The organism is Clostridiales bacterium, from assembly GCA_018333995.1.
Lineage (GTDB): Bacteria > Actinomycetota > Coriobacteriia > Anaerosomatales > SLCP01 > JAGXSG01.
Map to the genome: position 1 here is coordinate 131,252 of JAGXSG010000016.1, position 24,758 is coordinate 156,009.

Genomic DNA, 24,758 nt, shown 5'->3' on the forward strand with positions numbered 1-24,758 from the left:
GCCGCGTGCAGGTCAACGCGCTCAGTAGCTACAGGCTACTGCGTTCCGGAGTCCGGGGCGGGAGGAACCGCTTCCTCGTCTGTCGGCGGCGTTTCGAGGAGTGGGCCCGCGAGCTCTTGAAGCACCTCGCCCAGTTCATCGATGAGCCGTCCGTACTCTGCCCAGTCACCCGCACGCTGGGCTTCGATCGCCCGCCCGTACAGGTCAGCTGCGCGAGCGGCATCCGCCGGCAATGCGGGAGCTCCGGGGACCTGCGGCTCTCCGGGCTCTGCTGCGGACCCCTCGCCAAACACCGAGAGCAGCGCGGCTTCAAGATCAACCGCCATCTCGACCTTGTCTGCATAGATCACGAGCACACGAACGAGCTCAGGAATCGCCGTCTGTTCAGCTTGGAGATAGAGTGGCTGCACGTACACCACGGAATCTTCCAGCGGGACGACGAGCATGCTGCCAAAAATGACGCTGCTGCCACGCTGGCTCCACAGCGTCAGTTGTGGCGCAATCACGTCGTCTTGGTTGATTCGAGCGCTCACCTGCTCGGGCCCCAAAACCACACGGCCCTGCGGGAACGTGTAGACGACTCGCTTGCCGTAATCCGCTGGATCGGACTTGGCAGACATCCATCCGATCATGTTGTCCCGATTCCGCGGCACGAACGGTTGGATCATCTGGAAGTCCTCGACGGTCTCACCCGGCAAGCGCATGAGAACGTAGAACGGCTCCATGGGATTGCCCTCCCGCTCGCCGGGAAGCTCCCACGCGTCCTCTTTGTTGTAGAAGTCCCGCGGGTCGGTCATGTGGTACGTCTTGTAGACCTCGGCCTGGAGGGAAAAGAGGTCTTCCGGGTATCGAAAGTGGCTGCGCACCGAGTCCGGAATATCGGCGTATGGCGCGATGAGGCCCGGGAATATCTCGCTCCACGCACGGAGCACGGGGTCGTCTGGGTCGAAGCCCCACAACGTCGTCGTGCCGTCGTAGGCGTCAATGGTAATCTTCACCGAGTTGCGTACGTAGTTCACCCCTCTATAGAACTGCGAATACGGGTAGTGGCTCGAAGTGGTGTACGCATCGATGATCCACACGATGCGGCCGTCGATCAGCGCGGGATACGGATCGCTGTCGAGGGTCAACCAGGGAGCGAGCTTCTCCACCCGGGTTGTGATGTTGCGATCGAACAGCACGCGGCTGTCCGGCTTGATGAACTCGCTGAACATGATCTGCGCGTCACCGAAGCGCAGCGCAAACGCGGCGCGGCGTGCGAACGATCCCACCTCGACCCCGGCCGCGCCTTGGTAGAACGTCTCGGCGCGCCCCTCGCCTACCGGAAAGTCAAACTCGGGGATGCCGGTGTTGATGACGATGTAGTCTTGCGTCATCTCTCCAAAGTAGATTGCTGGTTGTTCGATCTCGAGCCCCTCTTTTGAAACAGGGGGGATGTCACGAACCCAGAAGTTAGGCAACCCGCGCCCGTCCACCTCATTGGCAGGACTGATCACGAGCCCGTATCCGTGAGTGTAGACAAGGTGCCTGTTGACCCACGTTTGGGCCTGCTCGGCGAGTTGCGAAAGGTCAAGCTCCCTGGCCGAGACGAGCACCTGGCGCATCCTCCCGTCAACCTCGTACCGGTCGATGTCCACATCGGTGAACTGATAGTAGGTCCGGATGTTCTGCAGCTGGCGATAGGTCTGCGCGGCTATGCTCGGATCCCACAGGCGCACGTTGTCGAGCGTCGACCGGTTCGCTGTCACGTCATCGGCGGTAAGTGTCTCGGCTGCCGGAAACGGCCTGGTCTCCACGTCGGTCAAGTCATACGCCGCACGTGTCGCCTGGATGTTGCGAGCGATAAACGGTTCTTCAAACGCGATCTCGTTGGGAGTGACCCGGAACTGCTGCACCAGTCCGGGGTAGACGCTACCCAGCAGGAACGAAGCCACCGCCCAGACTCCAACGGCGGCGATCGGCAGACGCCACCCTTTGAACCAAATGTTCACTAGCAGCGCCGCCGCCGCGAGCAGGGCAATCACGATAAGAATCTGCAGGGCGGGCAGTTGCGCGTTGACATCGGTGAAGGAAGCTCCTGTCACCTGCCCTCGTGGCGAGAAGTTGAGCTCGAAGATGTCCAAGTAGTAGTCGAACGCCTTACTCGCGATAATTAGGCCGAGCAGGGTGGAAAGGTGGGCCTTGACATGGGGGGCGAATCCTTTAAGACGCGCCCACGGCTGGATCGCGCCGCCGATAAGGTGAACCGCGGCTGTTGCAACGGTGGTGAGCAGCAAGATCGGGGTGAGCCAGTCCGCCACAAGCCGGAGAGCGGGCAACGTGAACACGTAGAAGCCGATATCACGACCGAACTGCGGGTCAACTTCGCCAAACGGTACCGCGGCAAACGCAAGGCGCATGATCTCCCAGTTGATCGAAGCGCCAAACCCTAGCAAAGCGGAGAGCGCGAGCGCGCCCCAAAGTATCACCTTGTCGACGATCGGGCTGACAGTTCCGCGGAGCTGCGCGACGAACTCCTCAAGCTGAGGCGGCACGTCAGGACCCATCGATGTCAGTACGACACGCGGTGCCATCGCACGGGCTACTCGCAGGTTCACGTAGAGAAGAACGAATGCTACGAGCCCGAAGGCCGCTCCCGTCGCGGCCCTGCTCGCCAGGGTGGTGACAAACACATCCCGCTGCCCGACATCGATGAACCACAGGTAATCTGTGACGAGCGTCGAGAGCGCCGTCAAGGTGGGGAGCCCAAAGAAGAGCAACACAAGCACGGTGGTGGTAAGCGCGCGTGAACGGCGTGGGGGGTTTGTGGACACGATGGCAGACACTCCTTTTCGAGACTCGCTAAGCTTAGGGTCTTAGACTACGTACCCCTCGACATCGATGTTTAGATCCGCAGTGTCGAGACAACGCACGACATCGAGCCCGCCAACCACTCCCAAGTCGATCACAACGGGATCCGCGAGCATCGCTCCGCTCCCATCAGCGATCAGATTCACAACTGGGCGCAGCGGGTTGCCTCTGTTTGGACGGAGCACCACGGCGGTCGATCCGTCGTTTAACCGTACCACAGAGCGTGGAGGATAGACCCCCATTATCGTCACGAACAGCCGAACGAGCGCCGGATCGAGCGCGGTGTCCGCGCTGCGCACGAGCAATTCCATCGCTTCATCGTGGACGCGGGCGGCACTGTATGCGCGACGCGAGGTCATCGCGTCGTACGCGTCGGCGACCGCGACTATTCGTGACGCGAGGTGCTGCGGCCTCCGCGAAGTCCTCGACGGGTAGCCCAAGCCGTCGTAGCGCATATGGTGCTCGAGAATGATGACTATCGCCGACTTGTCCAGCCCTCGTATGCGCGAGGCGGTTCTCGCTCCCGAAACCGAGTGGTTGCGGACAGCGGCCCACTCATCGGGCGTGAGGGCGCCGGGCTTGTTCAGTATCTCCAAATCGACCGTCATCTTCCCGAGGTCGTGAAGGAGCGCGCCTGCGCCAAGGGATGAGAGGAACCGGTAGTCGCTCGTGATAGCCGACCCAAGCGCGAGCGACAGAATCGCCACATTGGCCGAGTGATAGAAGGTGTACTCGTCATGGCTCTTCAAGCCGGTAAGCTCAAGCATCGCCTCCCTGCTTGCGATGACGTTGTCCACCAGCCCTCTCACCACGCTCTTGATGCGGCCGCAGCCGATCGCTCGATTGCGTCGTACGATGTCGTCGATCTCCCGCACCAAGTCGACGGCGCCCACGTAGGAGTCCCGTGCCGCTTTCTCATCGAACTCGCCTTGCTCGACCCTCTCAAACGCGCGAACCTGACCAAAGCGCACGCGCGACAGGCCCGTCTCGGCAGCCATCCGTTCGATCCCCCCGTGTTGCTCAACCGCGTGAGAATCGGCCGCAAGGATGGAGATTGCGGCGGCCAGCTCGGCGCGAGTACACCCGCGCTCAATCTCAATAACGCCTATGCCGAGCGCAGTGATTTCGCGAATCAGCTGATCGAATACGATGCTCTCTTGGGGCAACTGCTGCTCGTGGAAGAGTATCTCGCCCTCGTACAGAGAGAAGACGACGTCAACCCCTTCGTCATGGAAGCGCTCGATGACCTCAGCGAGGGCGTCGACGCCATCGGTCACCGCAGGGTGGTCGAGCGGATAGAACTGAGCCGCCCGGCGAGCGGCGTGCACTCGAGCAAGAAGCTCACTCACCCGTGCAAGTTGTTTCACCGAGAATGCCGTGGTTTGCTCGGCGCTCATCCGTCCGCCTCCGTCCTGCCCGTCGCTTTGATGGCGGCGACCGCGGACTCCGCTACCGCCCGCAAGCCCTTTGAGCGCCCACCCCCTATCAGACGACGCTTACCCGCGATAGTCTCGAGTGCGGGCAGCGCCTCGCGTGCCCCGATGACGCCGAGCGCCTCAATGGCTTCCGCCCGCGGAGCATGTTCTCGATTCCCGCGTCCGTCGCCCTGAGCGACCCTCAGGAGCCCGGGAACCGCGCTGCGAACCCTCAGGGCCCCCAAGTAACGAGCCGCGAGCTGGACATTTTGAGCGTCCTGGTCATCCAACGCGACCGCGATCATCTCGCGCGCCATCGCATCCGGTACGCTCGCGAGCGCACGGATGGATTCGCGGCGAACCCGTGCGTCGGAGTGGCGTACGGTTCTGCCAAGGTACGGCAGAATCGCCGGTTCGCGCGTGGCCCCGAGTATGGACACGACGTTGCGCACGAAGTACCAGCGAGGATCGGAGATTCGCTGGCCAAGCTCATCGATCTTTCCCGCCGCGACCGAAGAGATAAGGTCGACAAGAAACTTCCGGCCCGACATCTCCGGCTCATCTGCGAGAACCTCCAGTAGCGGATCGACCGCGTACATTCCAAGCGTCGCCAGCAAGCGTCCGCAGGCGTCGTGTTCAGGCGTGCCCTTCTCGTACATCTGGAGCGCGCGATACACGGTCCGCATCGCGTTTGTGCCGGTCATCGTGCACACCACTTCAACGAGGCGCGCGCGCTCCCGCTCGGACGCCTCCGTCACACCGGTCATGAGCGCCTCAGCGACGTCGGCGGCGACCACGTACTCACCGCGCTCGACAAGTAACCCCAAACCGACCTCGAGCGCGGCGACCGATTGGTCGAACTCTTCACTTCCCACATCGATCGTCGTGAGCACCACGAGTGCGGTGACCACATCGCCGTCGGTGATCCCCGCGCGCGCTTCTTCCTGAAGCGACACGATAGAAGGATCCTCCGCGCTGCTCATGACCTGCGACGGCGCCAGGTCCAAGAGCCGCAGGATCGAGTCCGCGGGGCGCGTTTCCCCAACGCCCCCGCCGCCGTCCGCGACCAGCAGGCGGCTCGGCGCGACCATCTCGAGCACCTTTTCCACCGCGTCCTCGGCAAAGCCCGCGCTGCGCATCGCCGCACCTGAGGCGTTGAGCACCTCCTCGCGGCTAGCAAGAGCGATGAAAGAGAGGTTGCGTATCGCCCTGGCCACTCCGCCAAGCGACACGTCATCCTCACTCGCCCCATCGACGAGAACACGGCAGAGCTCGTCGACCCCCAGTTGCCTGATGACAGAGGCGATCGACTCGTCGACCCGCACCTCTCTGAGCATGTCGCTAATGAGCAGCTCGCGACGTTCGTCCGCCGGTAGTGCGATGATCGCCTCGACAAGGGTTTGAAGAGCTGACGAACGCAGATCGCCTGGTTGTCCGTCAGCCGCGCGCGCGAGATCATGAATCGCGGCATGCCGTACCCCGGAACCGGTCGCGCTCCCGCCGTCGTGAAACGACTCCTGAAGGTATCGACGTAGCACGTCCACGTCGTGGAGCGCGCGTATCAGCACACGCCTATCCCGGGGAGCCGGTGGCCGGTCGCGCAATAGCTCGCGCATCCGCTCGTAACTCGGCGGCCACTCTTCTCCGTCCTCGATCTCCTCCGCCACCTCGACGTCAGCGATACGGGTAACCGCCTCGACAACGGTAATCGTGTCCACACCGGAGTCCCACAACCGCGCCGCGAACCCACCGGAGCGCGCAAGCTCCTCCGGTGCGTGCTTGAGCATGCCAAGAAAGGTCACGAGCGCTTCCTCGGTCACGCCCGCATGAAAGCGAACATCGGAGACTCCGCGCGCATAGAGGTCTTGCGCGAACGCGGTGAACGCCGAGCGGCCCGGGAAGATTTGCGTGTCGGCGTAGCAGAGTCCGTCCTTGTTGACCACCAGGCGCATCTCTGGCACTTCGACGAGGATGTTGCTGAGCATCTCTACCGTCTTGACAGCGTTCTCGTGCGGGATGTTGCTGGCCACAGGGTAGAGCATGACGGCCTTGTGGGTGATGACGAGCTGCTTTGTGAAGCGCTCTACCGAGACCGGCACATCAGCGGCGGCGTCCGGTGCCTGCACGGTTCCTCCTTGGTCACAGTGCGTCGCGGGTCCACGTCATCGCACGGATCGCGCGCCACGGCGGCACGCTACAACGCCGGTTCCTATTATATCTCCGTATCCTCGGCTGAACGGGTGATATCATCTCGCCCGATGACTTCACACGCTCATACACCGCTCACCCTCGCATCGGCTTCGCCCCGGCGCAGGCGTCTGCTCGCGTTGCTCGGACTCGGATACGACATCACCGCCGCCGACACCCCCGAGACGCTCGACCCGGCGTTCGCCGACGACCCTGGGGCGCTTGCCATGCGACTCGCGGCCGCCAAAGCACACGTCGCGCGCAATGAGGGCGCACGCGGCCTCATACTCGCTTTCGACACCATCGTCGTCAACAGCGGCGAGCTGCTCGGCAAGCCTGAGGATGAAGCGGGTGGGCGCGCCATGCTCCGCTCGCTTAGCGGCCGCACCCATGACGTCGTGACCGGAGTAGCGATGCTCGCTCCAGCCAGTCGCGACGCCCACACGTTCGCGGTCGCGACAGCGGTACGCATGCGCGCGCTTTCAGCGGCCGAAATCGACACGTGGCTCGCGAGCGACGAGTTCCTCGGCTGTGCCGGCGCGTACAACATCGAGAGCTGCCTGGCCGAAGTTGACGCGGATCAGTGCTTCCAGAACGTGGCTGGGCTCCCACTGTGCCACCTCTACATCGCCCTGGCTCAGCCCGAATACCGGGCGTTAGTGGGCGACGCCGAGTGTCCCGTCCAACGATGCGACGCGATCCGCCACACGCGGTGCGCCCTCGGCCCTCGGCTCGTGGCTGGCGCCGGAGGCGACCGCGGCTAATACGCGCGTCTTGCCACGACGATGACCGATTCGTCAGCCTCCACATCGAGCACGCGTCCTGAGTGGTCGCCGAGAAACTCGATGTCGGCGAAGCCGACACGCTCGAGCGCAGGTTCGAGCAGGGACACCGGAAGCGCCGTGTGCACTGAGCGGCGTGAACGCAAGTGCCAGCCCGTCTCGGCGGGGTCGTCCTCGGCAAACGCGTTGCCCGCGCTTGGACCCGCGCCCGGTTCGCGAGTCAGGGTCACGAAGTCGAAAAGAATACCGTCTTCGACATAATCGAGCACTTTGAGAAATACGCGGTCACCGTCGGGCGTCTCCCGGAACACCGGCGGCATCATGCGTACCCGCCCATTGATGAGCCTCTCGTGATTGAGCAGGTGCAACACGAGGACACCCGCGGGCCTCAACGCCGCGGCAAAGTCGACGAGCGCAACACGCAACCCGTCTTCGCCAGCGACGTGCGGCAGCCCGTTTCCAAGTGTCACAACAGCGTCGAACCCGGTGCCAGCCCGGTCGGCGACCTCCCCGAAGCCGCCATCGATCAGCGCGAGATCAACACCGGCTCGCAAGGCATTCTCACGTGCCTGCGCGAGCATCGGCGGGCTCGGGTCGATGCCCGCCACCTCGATCCCCCACGTGCTGAACAGAACGGCGTGTTGTCCGCTGCCGCAGCCTGCGTCGACAAGGCGCGAGACGCCAACGCGCTCGAACAGATCGCGGAAGAACGGCCCCTCCCGCGCCAGCCGCTTACCCCAGTTGACCATCTGGTCGTAGTCACGAGCCGGCTCGACACCGGCGCCTGGCGTTACTCCGTCGGTCATCCGCTGATCACCTCATTCGTCAAGGCGGAAGATCCGGACCGCGTTGCCCCGGACAATGAGGTCACGATCACCCTCCGACAGGCCCATTCCTTCTATGATCTTGAGCTGAGAGTACGCTATCCATCGCCGGTAGGGCGCGATGTTGTTCGAGTCGGTCCCAAACAGCACTCGCTGCGGACCAAGGGCCATGATCGCCCGCTCGTAGACCTCGGCAAGCGTCATCTTGTACGGCAGATAGTCAATCCAGTTGTTCGTCCCCGAGGAGTCAACGCATACGTTGGGACACTGGTAGGCGACTTTCAGCACGTGATCAAAGTAGCCCGCCCCGAAGTGCGCGACAACGAACGTGAGTCCCGGAAAATCACGCGCGACCGGCGAGAGATCGGTGGGATCGGCAAAGCGCAGGTCGCCTCCGGGATCCACCGTCACGCCGTAATGAACGATGATGTGCGCGCCAAGCTCCTCCGCGCGCGCGAAGAACGGACGGCACGCCGGATCGGAAAGACGGAAGCACCGGTTGACCGGAAGGAGTTTGACGCCCTTGAACCCCGCGGCCATCTCCCTTTCGAGTAGCGCCACCGCTCCTTTATCGCGCGGATCGAGGTTGCACAGAGCATGGAACCGCCCGTTGGCCGCCGCGATGAACTCCCTGGTATATGCGGAATCGGGCACGATTGAAACGACGATCGCCTTGGCGATCCCCGCCTCGTCGAGCCGGGCCGTATAGAGCCGGGCCGCCTCGGCGGGCGCGATCTCCGGTAACGTGTCGCCTCGCCGTCCAAACTTCCGGTCATCGAGCACTTGTCTGAAACGAAGAGCGCCGTCGGGATGGGCGTCTACGTACTCTTCGATGATGCGCACGGTGAATAGGTGCACGTGCGCGTCAACAACATCTCCCGGCGAAGTGGGCCCCGCTCGTTTCATCGTCACGACTCCGCATCGCGGGTGACGAGAACCCTCGCGATGCGTCTGCGGCGGACAGCCTGCACCTGGAAGGTCACACCGCCGGTTGCTACCTGCTCTCCCGGAACCGGTATGTGCCCGAGCCTGACGAGCAACCAGCCCGCGAGTGTCTCGTACTCATCGGACTCCGCAACCGGCAGCCCCAACCTCACCGCGTCTTCGATCGAAAGGCGCCCGTCAAGTACCCACCGTCCCGGACCCGACTCGGTTATGTAGCGCAGGTCAGGGTCGAACTCGTCAACGATCTCGCCGATGATCTCCTCGACGATGTCCTCGATCGTCACGATCCCGGCGGTGCCCCCATACTCGTCGACGATGATCGCCATATGGTTGCGCATCCGCTGCATGTCCGAGAGGAGCGGCAAGATGGGCTTGGTCTCGGGCACGAACACCGGCGGCCGCATGAACGCGGTGACCGGTTCCGCGCTCCTTCCCTCGGCCACCGGCATGACGAGATCCTTGAGCAACACGACCCCGACGACCTTGTCCGCGTCTTCATGGATGACCGGCATGCGCGAGATGCCCGTCTTGCCCGACAGCTCAAGCGCGTCAGCGATCGACGCCGCGTCTTCGATAAACACCACGTCAACCCGGGGGATCATCACCTCGCGAGCCACCGTGTCGCCGAGTTCGAAGATCTCATGGATCATGCGTTTTTCTTCTTCGAGCAGCGTCCCCTGCTCGGTGACGAGGAGCTTGATCTCCTCCTCGGTCACCCCCTCCTGACCGCCGCGTCCTTTCACGCCAAGAAACCGGCCGGCGACATCGGTGGAGCGCGCGAGAAACCACACGAGCGGCGAGAATACCGTCGCCATGAAGCTGACCGGGCGCGCGACAGCAAGTGCCACACGTTCTGCACGCTGCAGGCCAAGACGCTTAGGCGCCAACTCGCCAAACACGAGCGTGATGTAGGCAATAACGAGCGTTACGAGCGTGACCGAGAGGCCTCCAGCGAAACGGCTGACGATCGGCACGCCAAGGGCGCGCAGCCACTCGGCCAGCGGGCCTGCGATGCTCACCGCGGCGGTAGCGGAAGCCATGAACCCGACGAGCGTGATGCCAATCTGGATCGTCGCCAGCAACCGTGATGGGTCTTCAACGAGCCGAATCGCTCGTCTGGCGGCTCTCGAACCTTCCTCGGCGCGCCTGATGAGCGCTGCACGCCTCACGCTGATGAGCGCGATCTCCGACGCCGCAAAGTAGCCGTTGAGCGCGACAAGCGCGAGGACGAGCACGATTTGGCCTGACATCTCCTCCATGGGGCCGAGTATACCAGTCCGGTTTCCGCCCCACGGTGTCACTCCTCAGAGCTCGCGCCAATCCTCTGCAGCACCCGGGCGATGAGTGAAAGACGATGGGTGCGATTGCGGCACGCCTCCACAAACGCCGTAACCATCGGCGCAAGCGCGGAATCGGAGCTGAACCTGACAAGTCCACCCGCCGTCTGCAAGATACCCTCGGCGCTCAGGGCCTCTACCTCGCGGATGAGCTCCGCTGGTCCCCGCCCGAGCTGGGACGCGAGGACCTCGGGATCGAACGCCTCGTCAGGATGCCTATGGAAGAACACGATGATATCCCACGCGAGCAACGACCCCACGTGGTCCTCCACGAACCGTATGACCTCGTGTTCGAGGGCCCCTTCGCTGTCACTCACAACGCTTCCGATCTCGTGGCAGCGCTCACCTGACTCGTGCGTTCCATCACTAAGTCTACACCACTTCTCCTGCGCGAAGCGCGCAATACACTGGCAACACCTACACCGATGCGTTACGTTACGGCCTGTACTCTGCCCACTCAACACACGCGGTGTGTTTTGATCCGCAGTTCACCGCGCAGGAGGGAGTCTTGTGTCGCACCCCGAAGGAACGACGGTTCGCGTGCACTACACCGGCAGGCTTGATGACGGATCCGTCTTCGATTCGAGCTTGGGACACGCACCGCTGGAGTTTGCTATCGGCGCAGGTCAGGTGATCCCTGGGTTCGAGTCCGCCGTCATCGATCTGAAAGTGGGCGACATCGCGACCGTGTCCATCGCTCCTGAAGACGCGTACGGCCCCCGGATGCCAGATGCCACGCAGGCGGTTCCCGTGACATCGTTCACCGAGGAGCCATACCTCGGGGCGATGGTCCAGCTCGTAGGTCCCGCGGGCGAGCGAATCGCCGCCACGATCACCGAGATTGACCAAGAAGAAGCGCTGCTCGACTTCAACCATCCGCTAGCCGGGCGCACTCTTACATTCGAGATCGAGCTGGTCGAACTCGTGACGGAGTGATCGCGTCGAAACGCGCGCTATCCCGCACCACGGCCGCGCCTCCCGGCCAGCGCTCACCGGGACGCGGGTCCGGCTATTGGACCGAACCGCTCGATAAGCTGGTCGCCGGGATCGACACCCAACTCGCGCAACACGCGCTCCATAGGGCCGACCATTGGCGGTGGCCCGGCGACCACGAACAACCAACCTCGATCGATGTCCACGTGCGCCCGCACGATCTCCGCGGTGATAAATCCGTGCTCGCCGCTCCACTCGGGCGGGGTCTCCTCGAGCACGTGCACGAGAGATAACCGCTCGCCAGCAACAGGAGCGATCTGACCGGCCAACGGAGTACAACCAGCGTCATGATTGCCGAGGAACACGACCACTTCGGGCATGCGCTCACCACTTGAGCGCCACGTTCGCACCATGCTCGCAACCGGAGTGACTCCAACTCCGCCGACCAAAAACGCCACCCGAGCCACTTCGCCGGGAACAATAAGCCTGCCCGCGGGTCCAACCACTCTCACCCGAGTACCCGGCGTCGCGCACGTAAGCGTCCGCTTATACGGAGACTCGGAAACTCGTGTCGTGATCTCCAAGAAGGGGTCGTGCGCGCCGGACGAGATGGTGAACGGTTTGCGTTCAACAGCGCCACCCGTGTCGAGCTCGAGTACGAGGTACTGTCCCGGCCTGAACGTAAATGGGGTCGGTCGCGTGAAGCGAACCGAGATCACATCAGAGCAGATCCATTCGTGCCCCGAAACTTCAACCTCATACGAGTGCATCCGCGTCCCCAAGGGCCTTACCCTGCCGCTACCAGCCCGGCGGGATGACAGCGATCATCACAGCCAGCACGTGACACGCGCTGCCCCCGAGTACGAAAAAGTGCCAGACCGCATGGGTGTATGGCACGCGCTTGAGCACGTAGAAGATGGTTCCCACGGTGTAGGCAAGACCGCCCGCGATGAGCAACCACAGCCCAGCAGGTGCCAGGTTCTCGGCGAGCGGGCCGATGGCAAAGATCGCGAGCCACCCCATGCCCAGATAGATAAGCGCCGAGAGCCACTTGGGCCGGTATGTCCATGCCGCCTCGACCGCGATTCCAAGGATCGCCAACGTCCAGACGATCGCAAAAAGCCACCAGCCTCCGTCGTCCCGCAGCGTGACGAGTGTGAACGGCGTGTATGTGCCCGCGATCAGCAGGTAGATGCCGGCGTGGTCCAACACCTTGAACACATGTTTCACGCGCGGCCACGGGAAGCTGTGATAGAGAGTCGACATCGTGTAGAGCAAAACGAGAGCGACGCCAAACACGAGCGCGGCGGCGAGGCGCCATCCGTCACCGTAGCGTGCGGCAAAGTAAACGAGCAGCGTTAAAGCAGCGACGCTCATGACCGCGCCCGCACCGTGCGTCACGCAGTTCGCGATTTCCTCGCCGAGGCTGTAAGGCCGCTTAGACCGGCCGTCACTTCTGCACGCCGTCGCGCTCACAACACTCCGTCCCCGCACCCAGTGTTCAAGATGTGATGCTACCACGGGTACGCCGCTCATGCGTGGTTCTTGCGGTCGAACACCGGCACAACCCGCTAAGTGCTCGCATGCGCCGCTTGTCGGCATCAAAATCGCGACGGTTGACCGTTCGTCGCGCTCGGACTTCCCTTCGCGACGAAGTGTGTCGATTATCCCAATAGAGTGCTTTAATCGGGTGCGTTTCGCTTGGCTCGTATCAGGGGCGTCCAGGAGCTCTGCGCATGGCCATGTTCTTTACCACTTCCGCTCGCCGCCGCGCGACGGCCGCCGTCGCGTTCCTCATCGCGCTCTGCGCGTTTCTCGCCGCTCCTCTCCCGGCCCTCGGGCTACTCGTCGAGATGGAGGTCGAGGAACTCTCGGCTGCCGCTCGTGATGTCGTGGTAGGCGCCGTGCTCGCCACGGCGTCTCGCGCCGATGCCGAGCACGGAATCGTCACCCAGGTCACCGTAAGGACTGAGCACGCCCTGAAGGGGGCGCGAAGTGGTGACGTGACCTTCCGAGTACCGGGAGGAACGCTCGATGGGCGCGTGGTCTACGTACCCGACGCACCGGTGTTCACCTCCGGGGAGCGCGTCGTAGTCTTCCTCGACCGCTTCGGACGGGTTGTCGGCGGACGGCAAGGACGTCTCGGAGTGATCGGCGAGCGCGTGCCTGAGGCGGGAAGCACCCTTAGCCGGATACAAGCCCGCGTGACCGGCGTGCCGTACACCGGGGCGGCATGTCACGGCGGCGGAACTACAGCGGCACAGACCAACCAGATGGAGGCCGCTGCGTCAGGAACGGTAATCGCTGCTGCTTCAGGACCGGTTATTTCCGGAATCACCCCCGGTACGGCCGCAGCGGGAATCGGCGACGAAGTCACCATCGTCGGCAGCGGCTTTGGCTCCCTGCGAGGCGAGGTTCGCTTCTCCACCAGGAGCGGAGGACACATCACGGGCGATGTGATCTCCTGGAGCGCCTCGACCATCCGTGTACGCGTTCCCGCCCGTCGCCACTCGGAACCCGTAGCGAGTTCCCTCGTCGCCGCCTCGAGTGGGCCGGTGCGCGTAGTCACGAGCACAGGCGCTGTCTCCGCGGGGCACGAGTTCACTGTGACGTTCGCGTACGGCGGCGCAAAGTGGACCACGCCCGTTAGAGAGTTCTACTACGACGCGAGCGGTGACACATCGGGAGGACTTGCAGCTGTGCGGGCTGCCGCCCAGACGTGGTCGGCGGCGAGCGGCCTGGAGCTTCGCTACGCTGGTCTCAACTGGTTGAACACGGCAAACCACCAAAGTGAGGTGGGCTGGCGTCGGCTCGAAGAAGGCGTACTGGGCCGAGCACATCTCCTGTTCTTCGCGAGCACCGGCGTGATGGTATCAGCGGACATGTCGCTTAACACGCTGTACAGCTGGGGTGATGGAAGCGGTGGGTCGCGCGACATTGAAAGCGTCGCGCTCCACGAGTTCGGCCACTGGCTGGTGCTGCTCGACCTATACGGTGAGGCCGACAAGCCCAAAGTCATGTACGGCTTGTACTCCACACCCAAACGGAACCTGCACGAGGCAGACTTCGCAGGCGTGCAGTGGCTCTACGGTGCCGGTGCCGGCCCTGATGTAGTGCGAGTCGCGGGATCGAACCGCTACGAAACCGCGCTCGCGACCTCCCGCACAAACTTCGCGGATGGCTCTGCGCGCGACGTCGTGATCGCTTCTGGTGCCAGCTTCCCGGACGCGTTGTCGGCGTCTGGACTCGCTGGCTCTTTTGGATCCCCCCTGCTTCTCACCCCTCCCACGACGCTCAACGCCGGCCTCCCCGCGGAGCTCGCCCGCCTGGGGGCGACTCGGGTATGGCTCGTAGGCGGGACCGCGGCGATCTCGGCGGGTGTTGAAGAAGCGATCCGGGGGCTCGGGTTGGCGGTCGAGCGTGTCTCGGGCGAGGACCGCTACGGGACCGCGGCAAACGTCGCGCGCGCGATCGCCTCGGTGCGCGGAGCTTCGTTTGCCAACGCCGCATTCGTCGCGCGGGGAGACGATTTTGCTGACGCGCTCGCGGTAGCACCGTACGCGTACCGCTTAAACAAGCCAGTGCTTCTCGTACGTCCGGCGGACACCAGCTACGACACCCAGGACGCCATAACCCAGCTTGGAATCACCGAGCTTACGCTGGTCGGAGGCACGGGGGCCATCTCCACGGATGTCGCGACTGAGCTCGCGCTCCTTTCTGGCGGCACGCCGGTACGGCTTAGCGGGGCGACTCGCTACAGCACCGCACAATCGGTCGTCCAGCACGCGATCGCCAACGGGTGGGCTTCGCCCGCCGAGGTCGGCGTCACCGCGGGCAACAACTTCCCCGACGCTCTCGGCGGCGGCGCGGCGATGGGCGCCAACGGCGGCATCATCCTCCTGACCCCTCCGGAGGCATTGTGCTCACACGCGCGGGGGACGCTGGACGCGCACGCTGCCGCGGTGAGACGGGTACAGATCTTCGGAGGCCAAAACGCGGTCGGCTCGGCCGTCTACGCGGAAGTGACCCAGGCGGTCGGCTACTGATCCGCATCGCGTCGTTCACGCTCTCACGCGCGCGGCGGTCTCGTCGGCAGTCAGAACGGGAGGCGCGCAACATGGAGAACGCGACGCATAGGGCGCACGTCTGGGTGAGCGGACGGGTGCAAGGCGTCTGCTTCCGCGCCGCCACGAACGCTGAGGCGGTGCGCCTCGGCGTATCTGGATGGGTGCGTAATCTGCCGGACGGGCGGGTAGAGGCGGTACTTGAAGGCTCTCCAGAAGCGGTCGCCGCAGCTATCGAGTGGTGCCGCACCGGTCCGCCGCGGGCGGCGGTCGCCTCGGTAGAGGTAATCGCGGAGGATCCGGAGGGGCTCTCAGGATTTGGGAGCGGTCCCCCGCTGTAGGCACGTCCCGGTACCCGTGGATGCCGCCCCTGCGCGCCGCCCGCCATCCGCCGCCCGCCTCACGTCGAGCGCGCAGACACCCGCTGAACTCCTTTCGCGTTTACTACCACCACCCCTGCAAGCGAGATGAGTCCTCCGGCGATGGTGAGGAGTGCGGGTATCTCGGCGAGCCAGAACCACGCGATTATTACCGCGATGACAGGTTGCGCGTAGAGGAAGCTGGAGAGCAACGATGCCGGCATGCGCGCAAGCGCGTACGACCAGAGCGCGTAGGCGATAGCGCCAGGAAACACGCCCAGGTAGAGGACGGACAACGTCGCCGAGTGTGAGGCGACTTGGTGCTGCTCGATCAGACCCGGAGCGAACACCAGCATCGGCACCGTGCCAGCCCAAATCGCGTACGCGGTGAACTCAAGCGCCGAGTACTTCTTGAGCAGCGGTTTGGAGACGATGAAATAGAGCGCGGTGGCCATCGCGGCGAGTAGCACGAGGAGTGCGGCCGGCTCAAAGGACACCGTTCCGCCCTCGCCAAACGCGATAAGCGCGACGCCAAGAAACGAGACGGTCACGCCGCTCCAACCCCACCCGGAGAGGCGCTCCCCAAGAAACATCGTCGAGAGGACCGCGGTAAAAATCGGGTTCGCCGAGATGATGAGGCTCGCCGCGCCGGCCGTCACCGTCAGCTCTCCAAAGTTGAGTGCGACATGGTAGACGGTGATGCCCAGGAGTCCGGCGAGGGCTATGTGCCAGATGTCGCGCGGGTCGGGTGCACGCATCCGCGTTGCGAGCGCCCACGCAGCCAACACCATCGACGCGGTCAGAAACCTGCCAAGGGCAACTTCGCCGGCACCATACCCCAAAGCGTCGGCTCCACCATGGCCTCCAAACGCAGCCCGGATCCCCGCGAAGGCGGACGCCCAAAACAGGAGCGCCGCCACGATGGCGCCCCACACCTTCGGGTCACGTTTCCACTCGGATTGCACCGCGCTCCTCTAACCATCTCAAACGGTCAGACGTGTAATCGTGGCGGAGCAGAAAGCTAATCGCAAGCACTCTAAACGCCACGTCGAGGCGGTGGGACGCCTCCGCGATCACCGCATGAAAGCCATCAGCAAGACGAGCAACGTCAGTACGCCAGCGGTGAGCATCGCAACCGCCCATACGAGCAGCCCTGCCTCGGCCCGCCCTACCGCTTCGAGCAGAGCGCCCGCAAACGCGCGTGTGGGAAAGCGGGATTCCGTCGCAACTTTGCCGGCATCCGGTCTGGTGGTCGAGACGTCACGTGCTTCAACAAACTTATGCGCGGCGGAGAAGACCGGTGCCCAGACGTCCCCGGGCGGGATCGTCCCGGCGATGCGGCCCACAGTCGCTCGGGCAGCCCACGCCGTGCTCGCGAGCGCGACTCCGAGCAACACCGGCCACGTCGCAAGCCACACGTACGCCGAGGTGAGCGAGGTCTTCGCCGCGTACGCGACACCCTCGGCCGGCCATACCCACAACGCGGCGGCCACACCGGCAAGCAGTGCCGCCCATGCGGCGAAGGCGATCACGGGACGGCTCGGTGTCTTCGTGGGCGCGCCTTCTGACAGCTGCGTCGTAGCCACGGATCGCCTAGAGCTCCACGCAAGGTAGCAGAAGCGAACCACGAGCACCGTCGTGCCCGCCGCGGCGAGCGGAAGCGCGATCTCAAGGACGCGGAGCCACGCTCCGGGCGCGAAAGCTGTCGAGCTCTTGAGTGCGATCTTTGCGACAGCACCGCTCGTCAACGGAAGCCCGGCGAGCGCGAGGGCCGGGAGCGCGAGCCCAACGATCACCCAGCCGCGCCGTGCTGTACGCGCGGCGATATCTCCACCTAAAAAGAGCGCGGCTTTTGCAAGACCGTGATGCACCGCGTAGATCGTCACTGCGGACACCGCCACAGGCCACGCTTCGCTCGACGTCAACCCGGCGCCCACAGCTACGGTCATCAGACCGAACTGACTCACGCTGGAGTATGCGAGCACCACGGCGGGCACGCGCTGGGCGACCCCTGCGAGCACGCCACCAAACGCGGCCAACAAGCCCAGAGCCATCACCGCAACACCGATGCTTGCCGGGATGCTCTCCGTCCCCGGAACGAATCTGATGACGCCGAGCACTCCCGACGTGCTCATCGCGCCGCTGAGCGCGGCTGCCGCAGCGGGAGGGGCCGCAGCGTACGCAATAGGCATCCACCCATGAAGGCCCGGCGTGCCCACCTTAATGCCAAACGCGAGCAGTATGAGAACGGTAGCGCCTACAATGTGCTCCACTCCGCCTGCGGCGAGCAAGAAGAACCCCGACAGGAGAACGGCCTCGCCCACAACGGTGAACGACAGGTAGACGCGACCAGCGCGCATGCCGCTCTCGAAGGTCTCCTCGGCGGGGTGCGTAACGAGCGCGTAGGTGGAGAGTGCCATGAGCGAGAAGAGCGTGTAGAAGGTAGCGGGATCACTTGTCACGGTGAGCGCGAGGTTGCCCGCCATCGCAAGCGCGAAGAAGCCAAAGAAGCGCTCACGCCGGTGGTGCACTGTCGCGTACGCGTACGTGCCTGCCGCCACCCAGATGAATGCCGTGAGAAGCAGGAACGTCCGGGACGTGGGATCGAGCACTACATGCGCGCCGGTGCCGAGCCATGTAAGCGCAGCCGAGCCGTCCGGCGCGAAGACGCCAGCCAGCAGAGCAGGCAGCGCGGCGGCGGCGGAAAGCAGCGGAGCGATGCGTCGCGTGACGGGCGTTGCGCACGCGGCGGCAGCGATGAGCGGCAGCAGGGCCGCCGCGAACGCAATGAGCGCGCCGCTGGCCTCATATGTCATCACGCTGTCCACCGCATCACGCCCCCATCGCCGCGATGAAGCTGGCCCAGCGGGCCGGCGAGAACACCGTGGTCGCGAAGATGCCCATCAGCAGACCCGCAAGCGCAGTGATGATGAGCGGTACCACCATCCTCAAATCGGCCTCAGCCCGACCGGATCCCGGGCCGTCTGCCCACTCGGCGCGTGGCGTCCTGAAATACGCTCTGTGGATGATGGGAAAAAAGTACGCGGCATTGAGCACGCTGCTCGCTGCGAGCACGGCGAGCACCCATCCCGCGCCAGCGTCGAGCGCTCCGGCCCCAAGCATCCACTTGGTCGTAAACCCAGCGGCCGGCGGAATACCTACTATTCCGAGTGCCGCAACAGAAAACGCGGCCATCGTGAGCGGCATGCGGCGGCTGAGGCCGTCGAACTGGCTTACGCGGTACGCCTTGACCTCCTCGGCCACGACTCCGGCCGTGAAAAACATGGTGATCTTGAGGGCGGCATGGTGCGCAAGATGCGCTATCCCGGCCGCCACCGCGAGCGGCGATAGCAGCGCCACACCCAGCACTACATACGACAGTTGCGCAACCGTGGAAAACGCGAGGCGCTTCTTGAGATCATCTTGGACGAGCGCGCGCACTGAGCCATAAATGATCGTGAACGCGGCGAGCGCGGCTAGTGGCACTGTCACGCCAAGGAGCGCCGCGACCGGGCCGTACACGTCGAGCACGATTCTCGCGACGCCAAACACGCCCGCCTTCACAACCGCGACCGCGTGCAGAAGGGAACTCACCGGCGCCGGAGCGACCATCGCGGCGGGAAGCCAGCCGTGCAGCGGAAAGATGGCGGCCTTAACGCCAACGCCGAGCATGAGCAACGCGAAGATGATGATGAGCTGGGTCCCGTGCGTCTCCGCGAGCCCAACCGGCAAGGCTCCGCCGGGCGTGAATGGCACCGGACCCGCGAGCACGTGCAGCCAGACAACACCAAGCGCAAGCGCGGCGCCTGCGGGAAGCGCGTACGCCAGGTACGTCCGGCCACCCTTGAGCGCCGCCGGTGTCCCGGAGTGCACGACGAGCGGATAGGTTGCGAGAGTAAGAATCTCGTAGAAGATGAAGAAGGTGAGGAGGTTCTCGGAAAGGGCGATACCGATCGCCGACCCCACGCATATCGAGAAAAAGCCGAAGAATCGCGCCCTGTCGGCGGCGTGCGACATGTATCCGATAGCGTAGACGGTGGTTGCGAGCCACAACACGCCCGCAACGGTGGCGAAAAGCGCCCCGAGCATGTCCGCTCGCAGCCCCATCCCGATGTCGAGGAGCTCAATGCCCGCCGAGACGGGCATGCCAAGCGTGCCCGTGCGCCACGCCGAGACCGCCACCGCAAGCACGGCCACCACGGTGATCAGCGCGCCGGTCAGGTTCGCCGCCGAGCGTGCCGCTCCACGTGCTTCGCCTGCCGCAAACACCGCGGCGGCGGTCGCGAACGGCGCTGAAACAGCGGTCACGAGGGCTACCGTCTCCCAACTCATGGCGTCATCCCCGGCCCTGCGAACGGCGCCCCGACCGCCATGAGATCGAGAAGGGGTTGCGCAACGATTCCAAGCGCCAGCGCGCCGACCGCGAGAGCGAGGGCCACAAGTTCCATCGTGCGCAACGACGCGGTTCTGCCAGCGTCAACCACGATGTCCCCACCGGGGGCATCCGCCCTCCCAAATGCGGGTCCGATCACGCGAGCCATGTAGAGAGCCGCGAGTAGGCCGCCTGTCAGAACTACCGCCGCCCACCACCACGCGCCAGATTCGATCGCCGCAGTAATGTAGAGCCACTTGACGACGAACCCGCCACTCGGCGGCAGTCCCATCATCGTGACGCCAGCAAACCCGAACGCCATCACCGCGAGCGGCGAGCGGCGAGCAAGACCCGCAAGCCCATCGAGTCGATCGTGGCCGAGGCGAACAAGCACCGCCCCGGCGGCGAGGAACATGCCGCCCTTCGCAAGCGCGTGCGACACGACGTGGAAGACTCCCGCGCTCCACGCGTCCGCAGCGTATCCTCCCCCGGCCGTGACGATTGGAAAGAGGATAAACAGGTAGCCTACTTGCGCTACAGTCGAATACGCGACGAGCATCTTGAGTCGCACTTGACGTAGCGCCTGCAGAGAACCCCAGACGATCGCGACGGCCCCAAGCACGCCCAGCATGAGACCCGCGCCGGGGATGTATGAGGGGTCAGCCACCTCGGTCCACAGTCGCAGCAGGATGTAAAACGAGCCCTTGATGACGAGCGCTGAGAGCGCAGCGCTCACCGGTGACGGTGCGTTGGCGTGCGCGGGAGGAAGCCAAAAATGCAGCGGGAAGAGCGCCGTCTTCATCATCATGCCAACGGTGATGAGCGCGAAAGCCGCTTGGCCTGTGACGCTTACCTCAATGACATCGGCGAGCGAACGCATGTCGAGCACACCAAAGGCCCCGTACAGGAGTCCGACCCCGAGCAGGTAGAAGAGCGAACCCAGGATCGCCGCGAGCAGGTAGCGCATCGCCGCAATGAGGGTTTCTCGGCGGCCTGACAGGCTCACCAGCGCAACCGCAGACACAGTCACGAGCTCAAGGCACACGTAGAGGTTGAACACGTCACCGGAGAGAAAGAGTGCGGCCATCGAGGCGAGCAGGAACAACCAGAGCGACCAGAAGAACCGGTACCGGTCCGCGTCGGTGAAGTACGCGAGCGCGTACACCGTGATACCGAGACCCACCACGGAAGTGATGAGAACGAAGGTGGCCGAGAGGCCATCCGCGACGAGGGAGATGCCGAGCGGAGCCTCCCATCCGCCAATCTGATAGACGCTTTCGCCGCGCTCGGCCACCGATAGGGCTAGCGCGGACGCGGCCACAACAAAGAGTAGCGATGTGACGAGGGCGATCGGTTTTCCCCATCGGAAGCCCGCGAGAAACGCGATAGGCGCACCGGCGAGTGGAACGGAGATCGCGAGCGCCGACAAGTGTGGCAGTATCGCCTCAGTCACGGGACGCCTCCGATGATGCGGCGCCGTGATCCAGCATGTCTTCCGGATCGAGAACCGCACTTCCGGTCACCGAGTAAATGCGCTTCGCGAGCGCGAGCGCATACGAAGTCATGCTCACCGCAACGACGATTCCGGTCAGTACCATCGCGTGCGGAACCGGGTCGGGATCCGGGCCGTACACACGCCTTGCGATCCCTACGAGAATCAGGAATATCCCGCTGCTCATGATGTTGAGCGCGAGGATCTTGTGAAGCAAGTGCGGTCTTGTCATGAGCCCGTACAGCGAAAACGCGAACAGCGCGGCACCGGCCACCGCGTAAAGGTCGGTTTGACTCATCCGCGATCCGTCTCCATGAGCTCAGTGCGCTCGTCGATAGGCGTAGCGGACGCGAAGAACAGGCTTACCAAGATGGCGCCTATTGAGACGGTAAGCCACGTCTCGAGGAGAAGCATGAGGGTCTTTGCATGCTCGCGCGGATACTCGAGAAACGCGCCGCCGACCATCATCCCACCCAGTGCGATGGCCACGAAAACGATGAAGCCAACGGCGATGACCGCGCGCAGCGCCAAGTGGCTCACCCATGCGGGGCGGCCGTAGCCGGACAACGTGAGCAGCACGCCGGCGGCTCCTATCAACGAACCAGCCTGAAACGCTCCACCCGGGGCATGCTCTCCTGCCCACAGCAAATATCCGGCGACGAGCACCATCACGGGAGCGAGCAGGCGAGTAAGCGCCGAGAGGATCGGATCGGCTTGCCTCGCGAGCGGCTTCCAAGCGCTTGCGTGTGATCCGCCCACGGCCATCACTCCTACCGCGGCGAGCACAAGCACAGCAATCTCGAGCAGCGTATCGTAGCCTCTGAAGTTGAGCAGGCACGCGGTGACGGCGTTTGTCACCCCGCTCTCGGGCAGCCTTTCCGCGACAAGCGGAGCGAGCCCGGTCTCCCCCTCGGGAATGGCGAGGGTGGCCTGGATGAGCAGTGCGCCAAACGCTACACATACCCCTCCCGCGACGACTCGGACGCCGAGGGGGCTCTTTGGCAGGGCGTCGACGGCCTTCACTGCATACCACCCCCCGCAGTCGCCGACTCGTCCGGGCGCTTCGTCCCAACGGACTCCGCGCCAGACTCCGGATCCGTAACCGGGTAGGGCGCGGCGCGGCCCCGCATGTGCCCCGCGGCGTCGAGCAGGAGCGCCCCTGTGATCCCGGCGCCTATCGCTGCCTCGGCCAGGGCGATATCAGGCGCTGCCAGTCGCACCCAGGCAAGCGCCACGAGGAGTCCGAAGGCAATGAAAAGCACAATCGCCTTGAAGAGCTTGACCTCGGCAAGGATTCGGAACGCCAGCCACAGCAGAGCACTCACGATGACGAGGTCGTAGACCAGCCCCGGATAGACGCCTGTGATCATGGCTTCCTCCATGGCCGGACCCTGCTCGTTCGGGCCGCCTCGGCCACGAGGTAGCCAGAGGTGGCTCCGGCGGCGATGACGAGCCCCCATATGATGAACGTCTTCGCGATCACGATCCACGAATCGGTACGGAGCGCAAGGCCGACGATCACAAACCCCAAACCAAGGTTGTCCGCCTTAGTCAGCGCATGGATTCGCGTATAGACATCGGGAAACCGCACCACACCCACGGAGCCGGCGATAAAGAAGAATGCCCCTATCGAGAGAAACGCGATGGAGACGTAGTCCATTGGGCTCACGGGGCACCTCCTTCCGAGTCCGAATGTCCGCTGTGCCACGCGCGCTTGACGAACGCGACCGCCGCCATCGCCGCAAGAAGCGCGAAAACGAGCGCTATGTCGCGCAAAGCGGGCTCTTCGAGAGCCTGCGCGAGTATCAGCAGCGTGGCCACTCCTGAGGTGCCGAATAGTTGAGCGGCTAGCATTCGGTCCGCCGGTGTTGGTCCGCGCTCGACGCGATACAGACCAATGATGATAGTGATAAGCAAGACGACAGCAAAGCCCATAAGCACCGCGCTCATCACCCCTCACCCCCAGTCAGCTCGCACGAGCCAAGCGCCTGCGTTTCCTTGGGCAGCTTCTCCCCGAACATGTGCGCGACGCGTTCTTCGAGCTCAATGAAGCTCTCCAGGAGCGGCAACGTCTTGTCGAGCGCGTGAATCGTCACGTGTGCCCCGTCGATGCCCGCGCTGAGCGTGCCAGGCAACATGCTCACGGTGTTGGCGAAAAGTACACGGGCGTGTTGCGGCGCTAGTCGCATCCGGTATCGGACGATGTCAGGCTCGAGCGGCATCGAGGGCCTGATCGCGCGCATCGCGACGTCGACTCCACCCACCACTGACTGGTGCAGGAAGTAGATCGCAAAACGCAACGTGCCAATCGGATGCAGCCGCCATGCCCTCTCGGGAGTCAAAAGTAGCGAGGCTGTCGTCGCGAGTACGACGAACGGAACACCAAACAGCCAGCTCCTCGGATCGCCTTCCGAGATGATCCACCACGCGATCGTGAACCCGACCGCCCTCTTGAGCGATCGTACGCTAAAAGATACTAGTGTCTGTGTCGAGGAGGCTTCCTTGCGCATCGGTCTCCACCTGCACGGTTCAGGGTGGGAGCCACTATACCATTAGCTCGCAAGAGAATCTCGGCATGCGGATCCGAGCCTCTCAGCAGGCGCAAAACGCCCCTCCGCGCGCCTGCTGAGAGGCGGCGAAGGGGCGTGTCGAACCTGTGGTGGACGAGAAGGGATTCGAACCCTCAACCCCCTGCGTGCAAGGCAGGTGCGCTCCCGTTGCGCCACTCGCCCGTCTCGGCGTGTTCAGCTGAATTCCGTCGACTCAGGCTGAAGCCGCGTGATTATAGCACGCTGTGAAGTCGTATTGCGGGATCAAGACGCGAGAAGACCGGGATGGCCTTCGCACCGCCCGAGGTTCCCCTCCAAAGGGATATCCTTGAGAGCTCTTGCCCGAGCGGAGCTTAGTCTTCCTCTCGGACGCACCCTCACATACCCAAGGGCTTTTGCCCGACTCTCCGAGGCCTTGACCAAAACATACAACGATCGTGTTTCGCTGCCCTCATTGCGGACAGCACAACCGACAGTTCACAACTCACGAACTCGCTTCCTAATCGAGTACCGACTCGCGACTACCGGCCGTTCGGAGGTCTTCATCTGCCATCCCGGTCAAATCCCGGTGTTGCGTCTCATTCACTGAGATGCCTCCACCTCACTTGACCGTCTCGGTTGTCAATAGACCACGGATCCTACGGTGGGG

General features: G+C 64.0%; 23 protein-coding genes and 1 tRNA gene. 4 read left to right on the top strand and 20 right to left on the bottom strand.

The window, feature by feature from the left end:
- Positions 1–35: 35 nt before the first annotated feature.
- From KGZ40_05310 to KGZ40_05320, 3 genes are read right to left on the bottom strand one after another with little or no spacing between them, the layout of a single operon-like run.
- Positions 36–2,813: a UPF0182 family protein gene (locus KGZ40_05310; protein MBS3956927.1), complete on the bottom strand. Its 2,778-nt coding sequence runs from the start codon at positions 2,811–2,813 to the stop codon at positions 36–38.
- A 42-nt stretch (positions 2,814–2,855) separates the two neighbouring features.
- Positions 2,856–4,247, bottom strand: coding sequence for an HD-GYP domain-containing protein (locus tag KGZ40_05315; protein MBS3956928.1), 1,392 nt, complete (start codon positions 4,245–4,247; stop codon positions 2,856–2,858).
- Positions 4,244–6,391: a HEAT repeat domain-containing protein gene (locus tag KGZ40_05320; GenBank protein ID MBS3956929.1), complete on the bottom strand. Its 2,148-nt coding sequence runs from the start codon at positions 6,389–6,391 to the stop codon at positions 4,244–4,246. Before KGZ40_05320 ends, KGZ40_05315 begins: the two co-directional genes overlap by 4 nt.
- A gap of 132 nt (positions 6,392–6,523) precedes the next feature.
- On the opposite strand from KGZ40_05320, the gene maf reads away from it, so the two are divergent.
- A complete protein-coding gene (maf, locus tag KGZ40_05325; GenBank protein ID MBS3956930.1) occupies positions 6,524–7,216 on the top strand; it encodes a septum formation protein Maf in 693 nt (230 codons plus the stop codon).
- Here the strand turns inward: maf and KGZ40_05330 are convergent.
- Genes KGZ40_05330 through KGZ40_05345 form a run of 4 tightly spaced genes read right to left on the bottom strand, consistent with a single transcriptional unit; the run spans position 7,213 to position 10,657 of the window.
- A complete protein-coding gene (locus KGZ40_05330; GenBank protein ID MBS3956931.1) occupies positions 7,213–8,040 on the bottom strand; it encodes a class I SAM-dependent methyltransferase in 828 nt (275 codons plus the stop codon). The genes maf and KGZ40_05330 overlap by 4 nt on opposite strands.
- 12 nt (positions 8,041–8,052) lie before the next feature.
- Complete coding sequence (locus KGZ40_05335; protein MBS3956932.1) at positions 8,053–8,964, bottom strand: amidohydrolase; 912 nt, start codon at positions 8,962–8,964, stop codon at positions 8,053–8,055.
- A gap of 2 nt (positions 8,965–8,966) precedes the next feature.
- Positions 8,967–10,253 carry an HlyC/CorC family transporter gene (locus KGZ40_05340; GenBank protein ID MBS3956933.1) on the bottom strand — a complete coding sequence of 429 codons (1,287 nt, stop codon included), beginning with the start codon at positions 10,251–10,253 and terminating at the stop codon, positions 8,967–8,969.
- A 47-nt stretch (positions 10,254–10,300) separates the two neighbouring features.
- A complete protein-coding gene (locus KGZ40_05345; GenBank protein MBS3956934.1) occupies positions 10,301–10,657 on the bottom strand; it encodes a hypothetical protein in 357 nt (118 codons plus the stop codon).
- A 193-nt stretch (positions 10,658–10,850) separates the two neighbouring features.
- Between KGZ40_05345 and KGZ40_05350 the strand changes: the two genes are divergently transcribed.
- Positions 10,851–11,276, top strand: coding sequence for a peptidylprolyl isomerase (locus tag KGZ40_05350; protein MBS3956935.1), 426 nt, complete (start codon positions 10,851–10,853; stop codon positions 11,274–11,276).
- Between the two features lie 53 nt (positions 11,277–11,329).
- Here KGZ40_05350 and KGZ40_05355 read toward each other — a convergent pair whose 3' ends face one another.
- Positions 11,330–12,043, bottom strand: coding sequence for an FAD-dependent oxidoreductase (locus KGZ40_05355; GenBank protein ID MBS3956936.1), 714 nt, complete (start codon positions 12,041–12,043; stop codon positions 11,330–11,332).
- A 28-nt stretch (positions 12,044–12,071) separates the two neighbouring features.
- The gene (locus KGZ40_05360; GenBank protein MBS3956937.1) at positions 12,072–12,809 is read right to left on the bottom strand and encodes a hemolysin III family protein; all 738 of its coding nucleotides are present in this window, start codon (positions 12,807–12,809) and stop codon (positions 12,072–12,074) included.
- Between the two features lie 200 nt (positions 12,810–13,009).
- Here KGZ40_05360 and KGZ40_05365 point away from each other — a divergent pair, with 200 nt between their 5' ends.
- On the top strand, positions 13,010–15,319 hold the full coding sequence (locus tag KGZ40_05365) for a cell wall-binding repeat-containing protein (GenBank protein MBS3956938.1): 2,310 nt from the start codon (positions 13,010–13,012) through the stop codon (positions 15,317–15,319).
- Between the two features lie 71 nt (positions 15,320–15,390).
- Positions 15,391–15,678 (top strand): acylphosphatase, encoded by a 288-nt coding sequence (locus tag KGZ40_05370; GenBank protein MBS3956939.1) that lies wholly within the window; start codon positions 15,391–15,393, stop codon positions 15,676–15,678.
- A 59-nt stretch (positions 15,679–15,737) separates the two neighbouring features.
- Here the strand turns inward: KGZ40_05370 and KGZ40_05375 are convergent, their stop codons facing one another.
- The 11 genes from KGZ40_05375 to KGZ40_05425 form a co-directional block, all read right to left on the bottom strand.
- The gene (locus tag KGZ40_05375; GenBank protein MBS3956940.1) at positions 15,738–16,661 is read right to left on the bottom strand and encodes a DMT family transporter; all 924 of its coding nucleotides are present in this window, start codon (positions 16,659–16,661) and stop codon (positions 15,738–15,740) included.
- A gap of 108 nt (positions 16,662–16,769) precedes the next feature.
- The gene (locus KGZ40_05380; GenBank protein MBS3956941.1) at positions 16,770–18,512 is read right to left on the bottom strand and encodes a hypothetical protein; all 1,743 of its coding nucleotides are present in this window, start codon (positions 18,510–18,512) and stop codon (positions 16,770–16,772) included.
- 16 nt (positions 18,513–18,528) lie between these two features.
- Positions 18,529–20,028: a monovalent cation/H+ antiporter subunit D family protein gene (locus tag KGZ40_05385; GenBank protein MBS3956942.1), complete on the bottom strand. Its 1,500-nt coding sequence runs from the start codon at positions 20,026–20,028 to the stop codon at positions 18,529–18,531.
- Positions 20,025–21,521 (bottom strand): hypothetical protein, encoded by a 1,497-nt coding sequence (locus KGZ40_05390; protein MBS3956943.1) that lies wholly within the window; start codon positions 21,519–21,521, stop codon positions 20,025–20,027. The genes KGZ40_05385 and KGZ40_05390 overlap by 4 nt, the downstream gene beginning before the upstream one ends.
- Positions 21,514–21,858 carry a cation:proton antiporter subunit C gene (locus KGZ40_05395; GenBank protein MBS3956944.1) on the bottom strand — a complete coding sequence of 115 codons (345 nt, stop codon included), beginning with the start codon at positions 21,856–21,858 and terminating at the stop codon, positions 21,514–21,516. Before KGZ40_05395 ends, KGZ40_05390 begins: the two co-directional genes overlap by 8 nt.
- Complete coding sequence (locus KGZ40_05400) at positions 21,855–22,583, bottom strand: hypothetical protein (protein ID MBS3956945.1); 729 nt, start codon at positions 22,581–22,583, stop codon at positions 21,855–21,857. Before KGZ40_05400 ends, KGZ40_05395 begins: the two co-directional genes overlap by 4 nt.
- Positions 22,580–22,930, bottom strand: a complete 351-nt coding sequence (locus KGZ40_05405; GenBank protein ID MBS3956946.1) for a DUF4040 domain-containing protein — start codon at positions 22,928–22,930, stop codon at positions 22,580–22,582. Before KGZ40_05405 ends, KGZ40_05400 begins: the two co-directional genes overlap by 4 nt.
- Complete coding sequence (gene mnhG, locus KGZ40_05410; GenBank protein ID MBS3956947.1) at positions 22,927–23,229, bottom strand: monovalent cation/H(+) antiporter subunit G; 303 nt, start codon at positions 23,227–23,229, stop codon at positions 22,927–22,929. Before mnhG ends, KGZ40_05405 begins: the two co-directional genes overlap by 4 nt.
- Positions 23,226–23,510 (bottom strand): hypothetical protein, encoded by a 285-nt coding sequence (locus KGZ40_05415; protein ID MBS3956948.1) that lies wholly within the window; start codon positions 23,508–23,510, stop codon positions 23,226–23,228. The genes mnhG and KGZ40_05415 overlap by 4 nt, the downstream gene beginning before the upstream one ends.
- A complete protein-coding gene (locus KGZ40_05420; protein MBS3956949.1) occupies positions 23,510–24,070 on the bottom strand; it encodes a Na+/H+ antiporter subunit E in 561 nt (186 codons plus the stop codon). Before KGZ40_05420 ends, KGZ40_05415 begins: the two co-directional genes overlap by 1 nt.
- 147 nt (positions 24,071–24,217) lie before the next feature.
- Positions 24,218–24,292: transfer RNA gene (locus KGZ40_05425), tRNA-Ala, on the bottom strand.
- Positions 24,293–24,758: the final 466 nt, after the last annotated feature.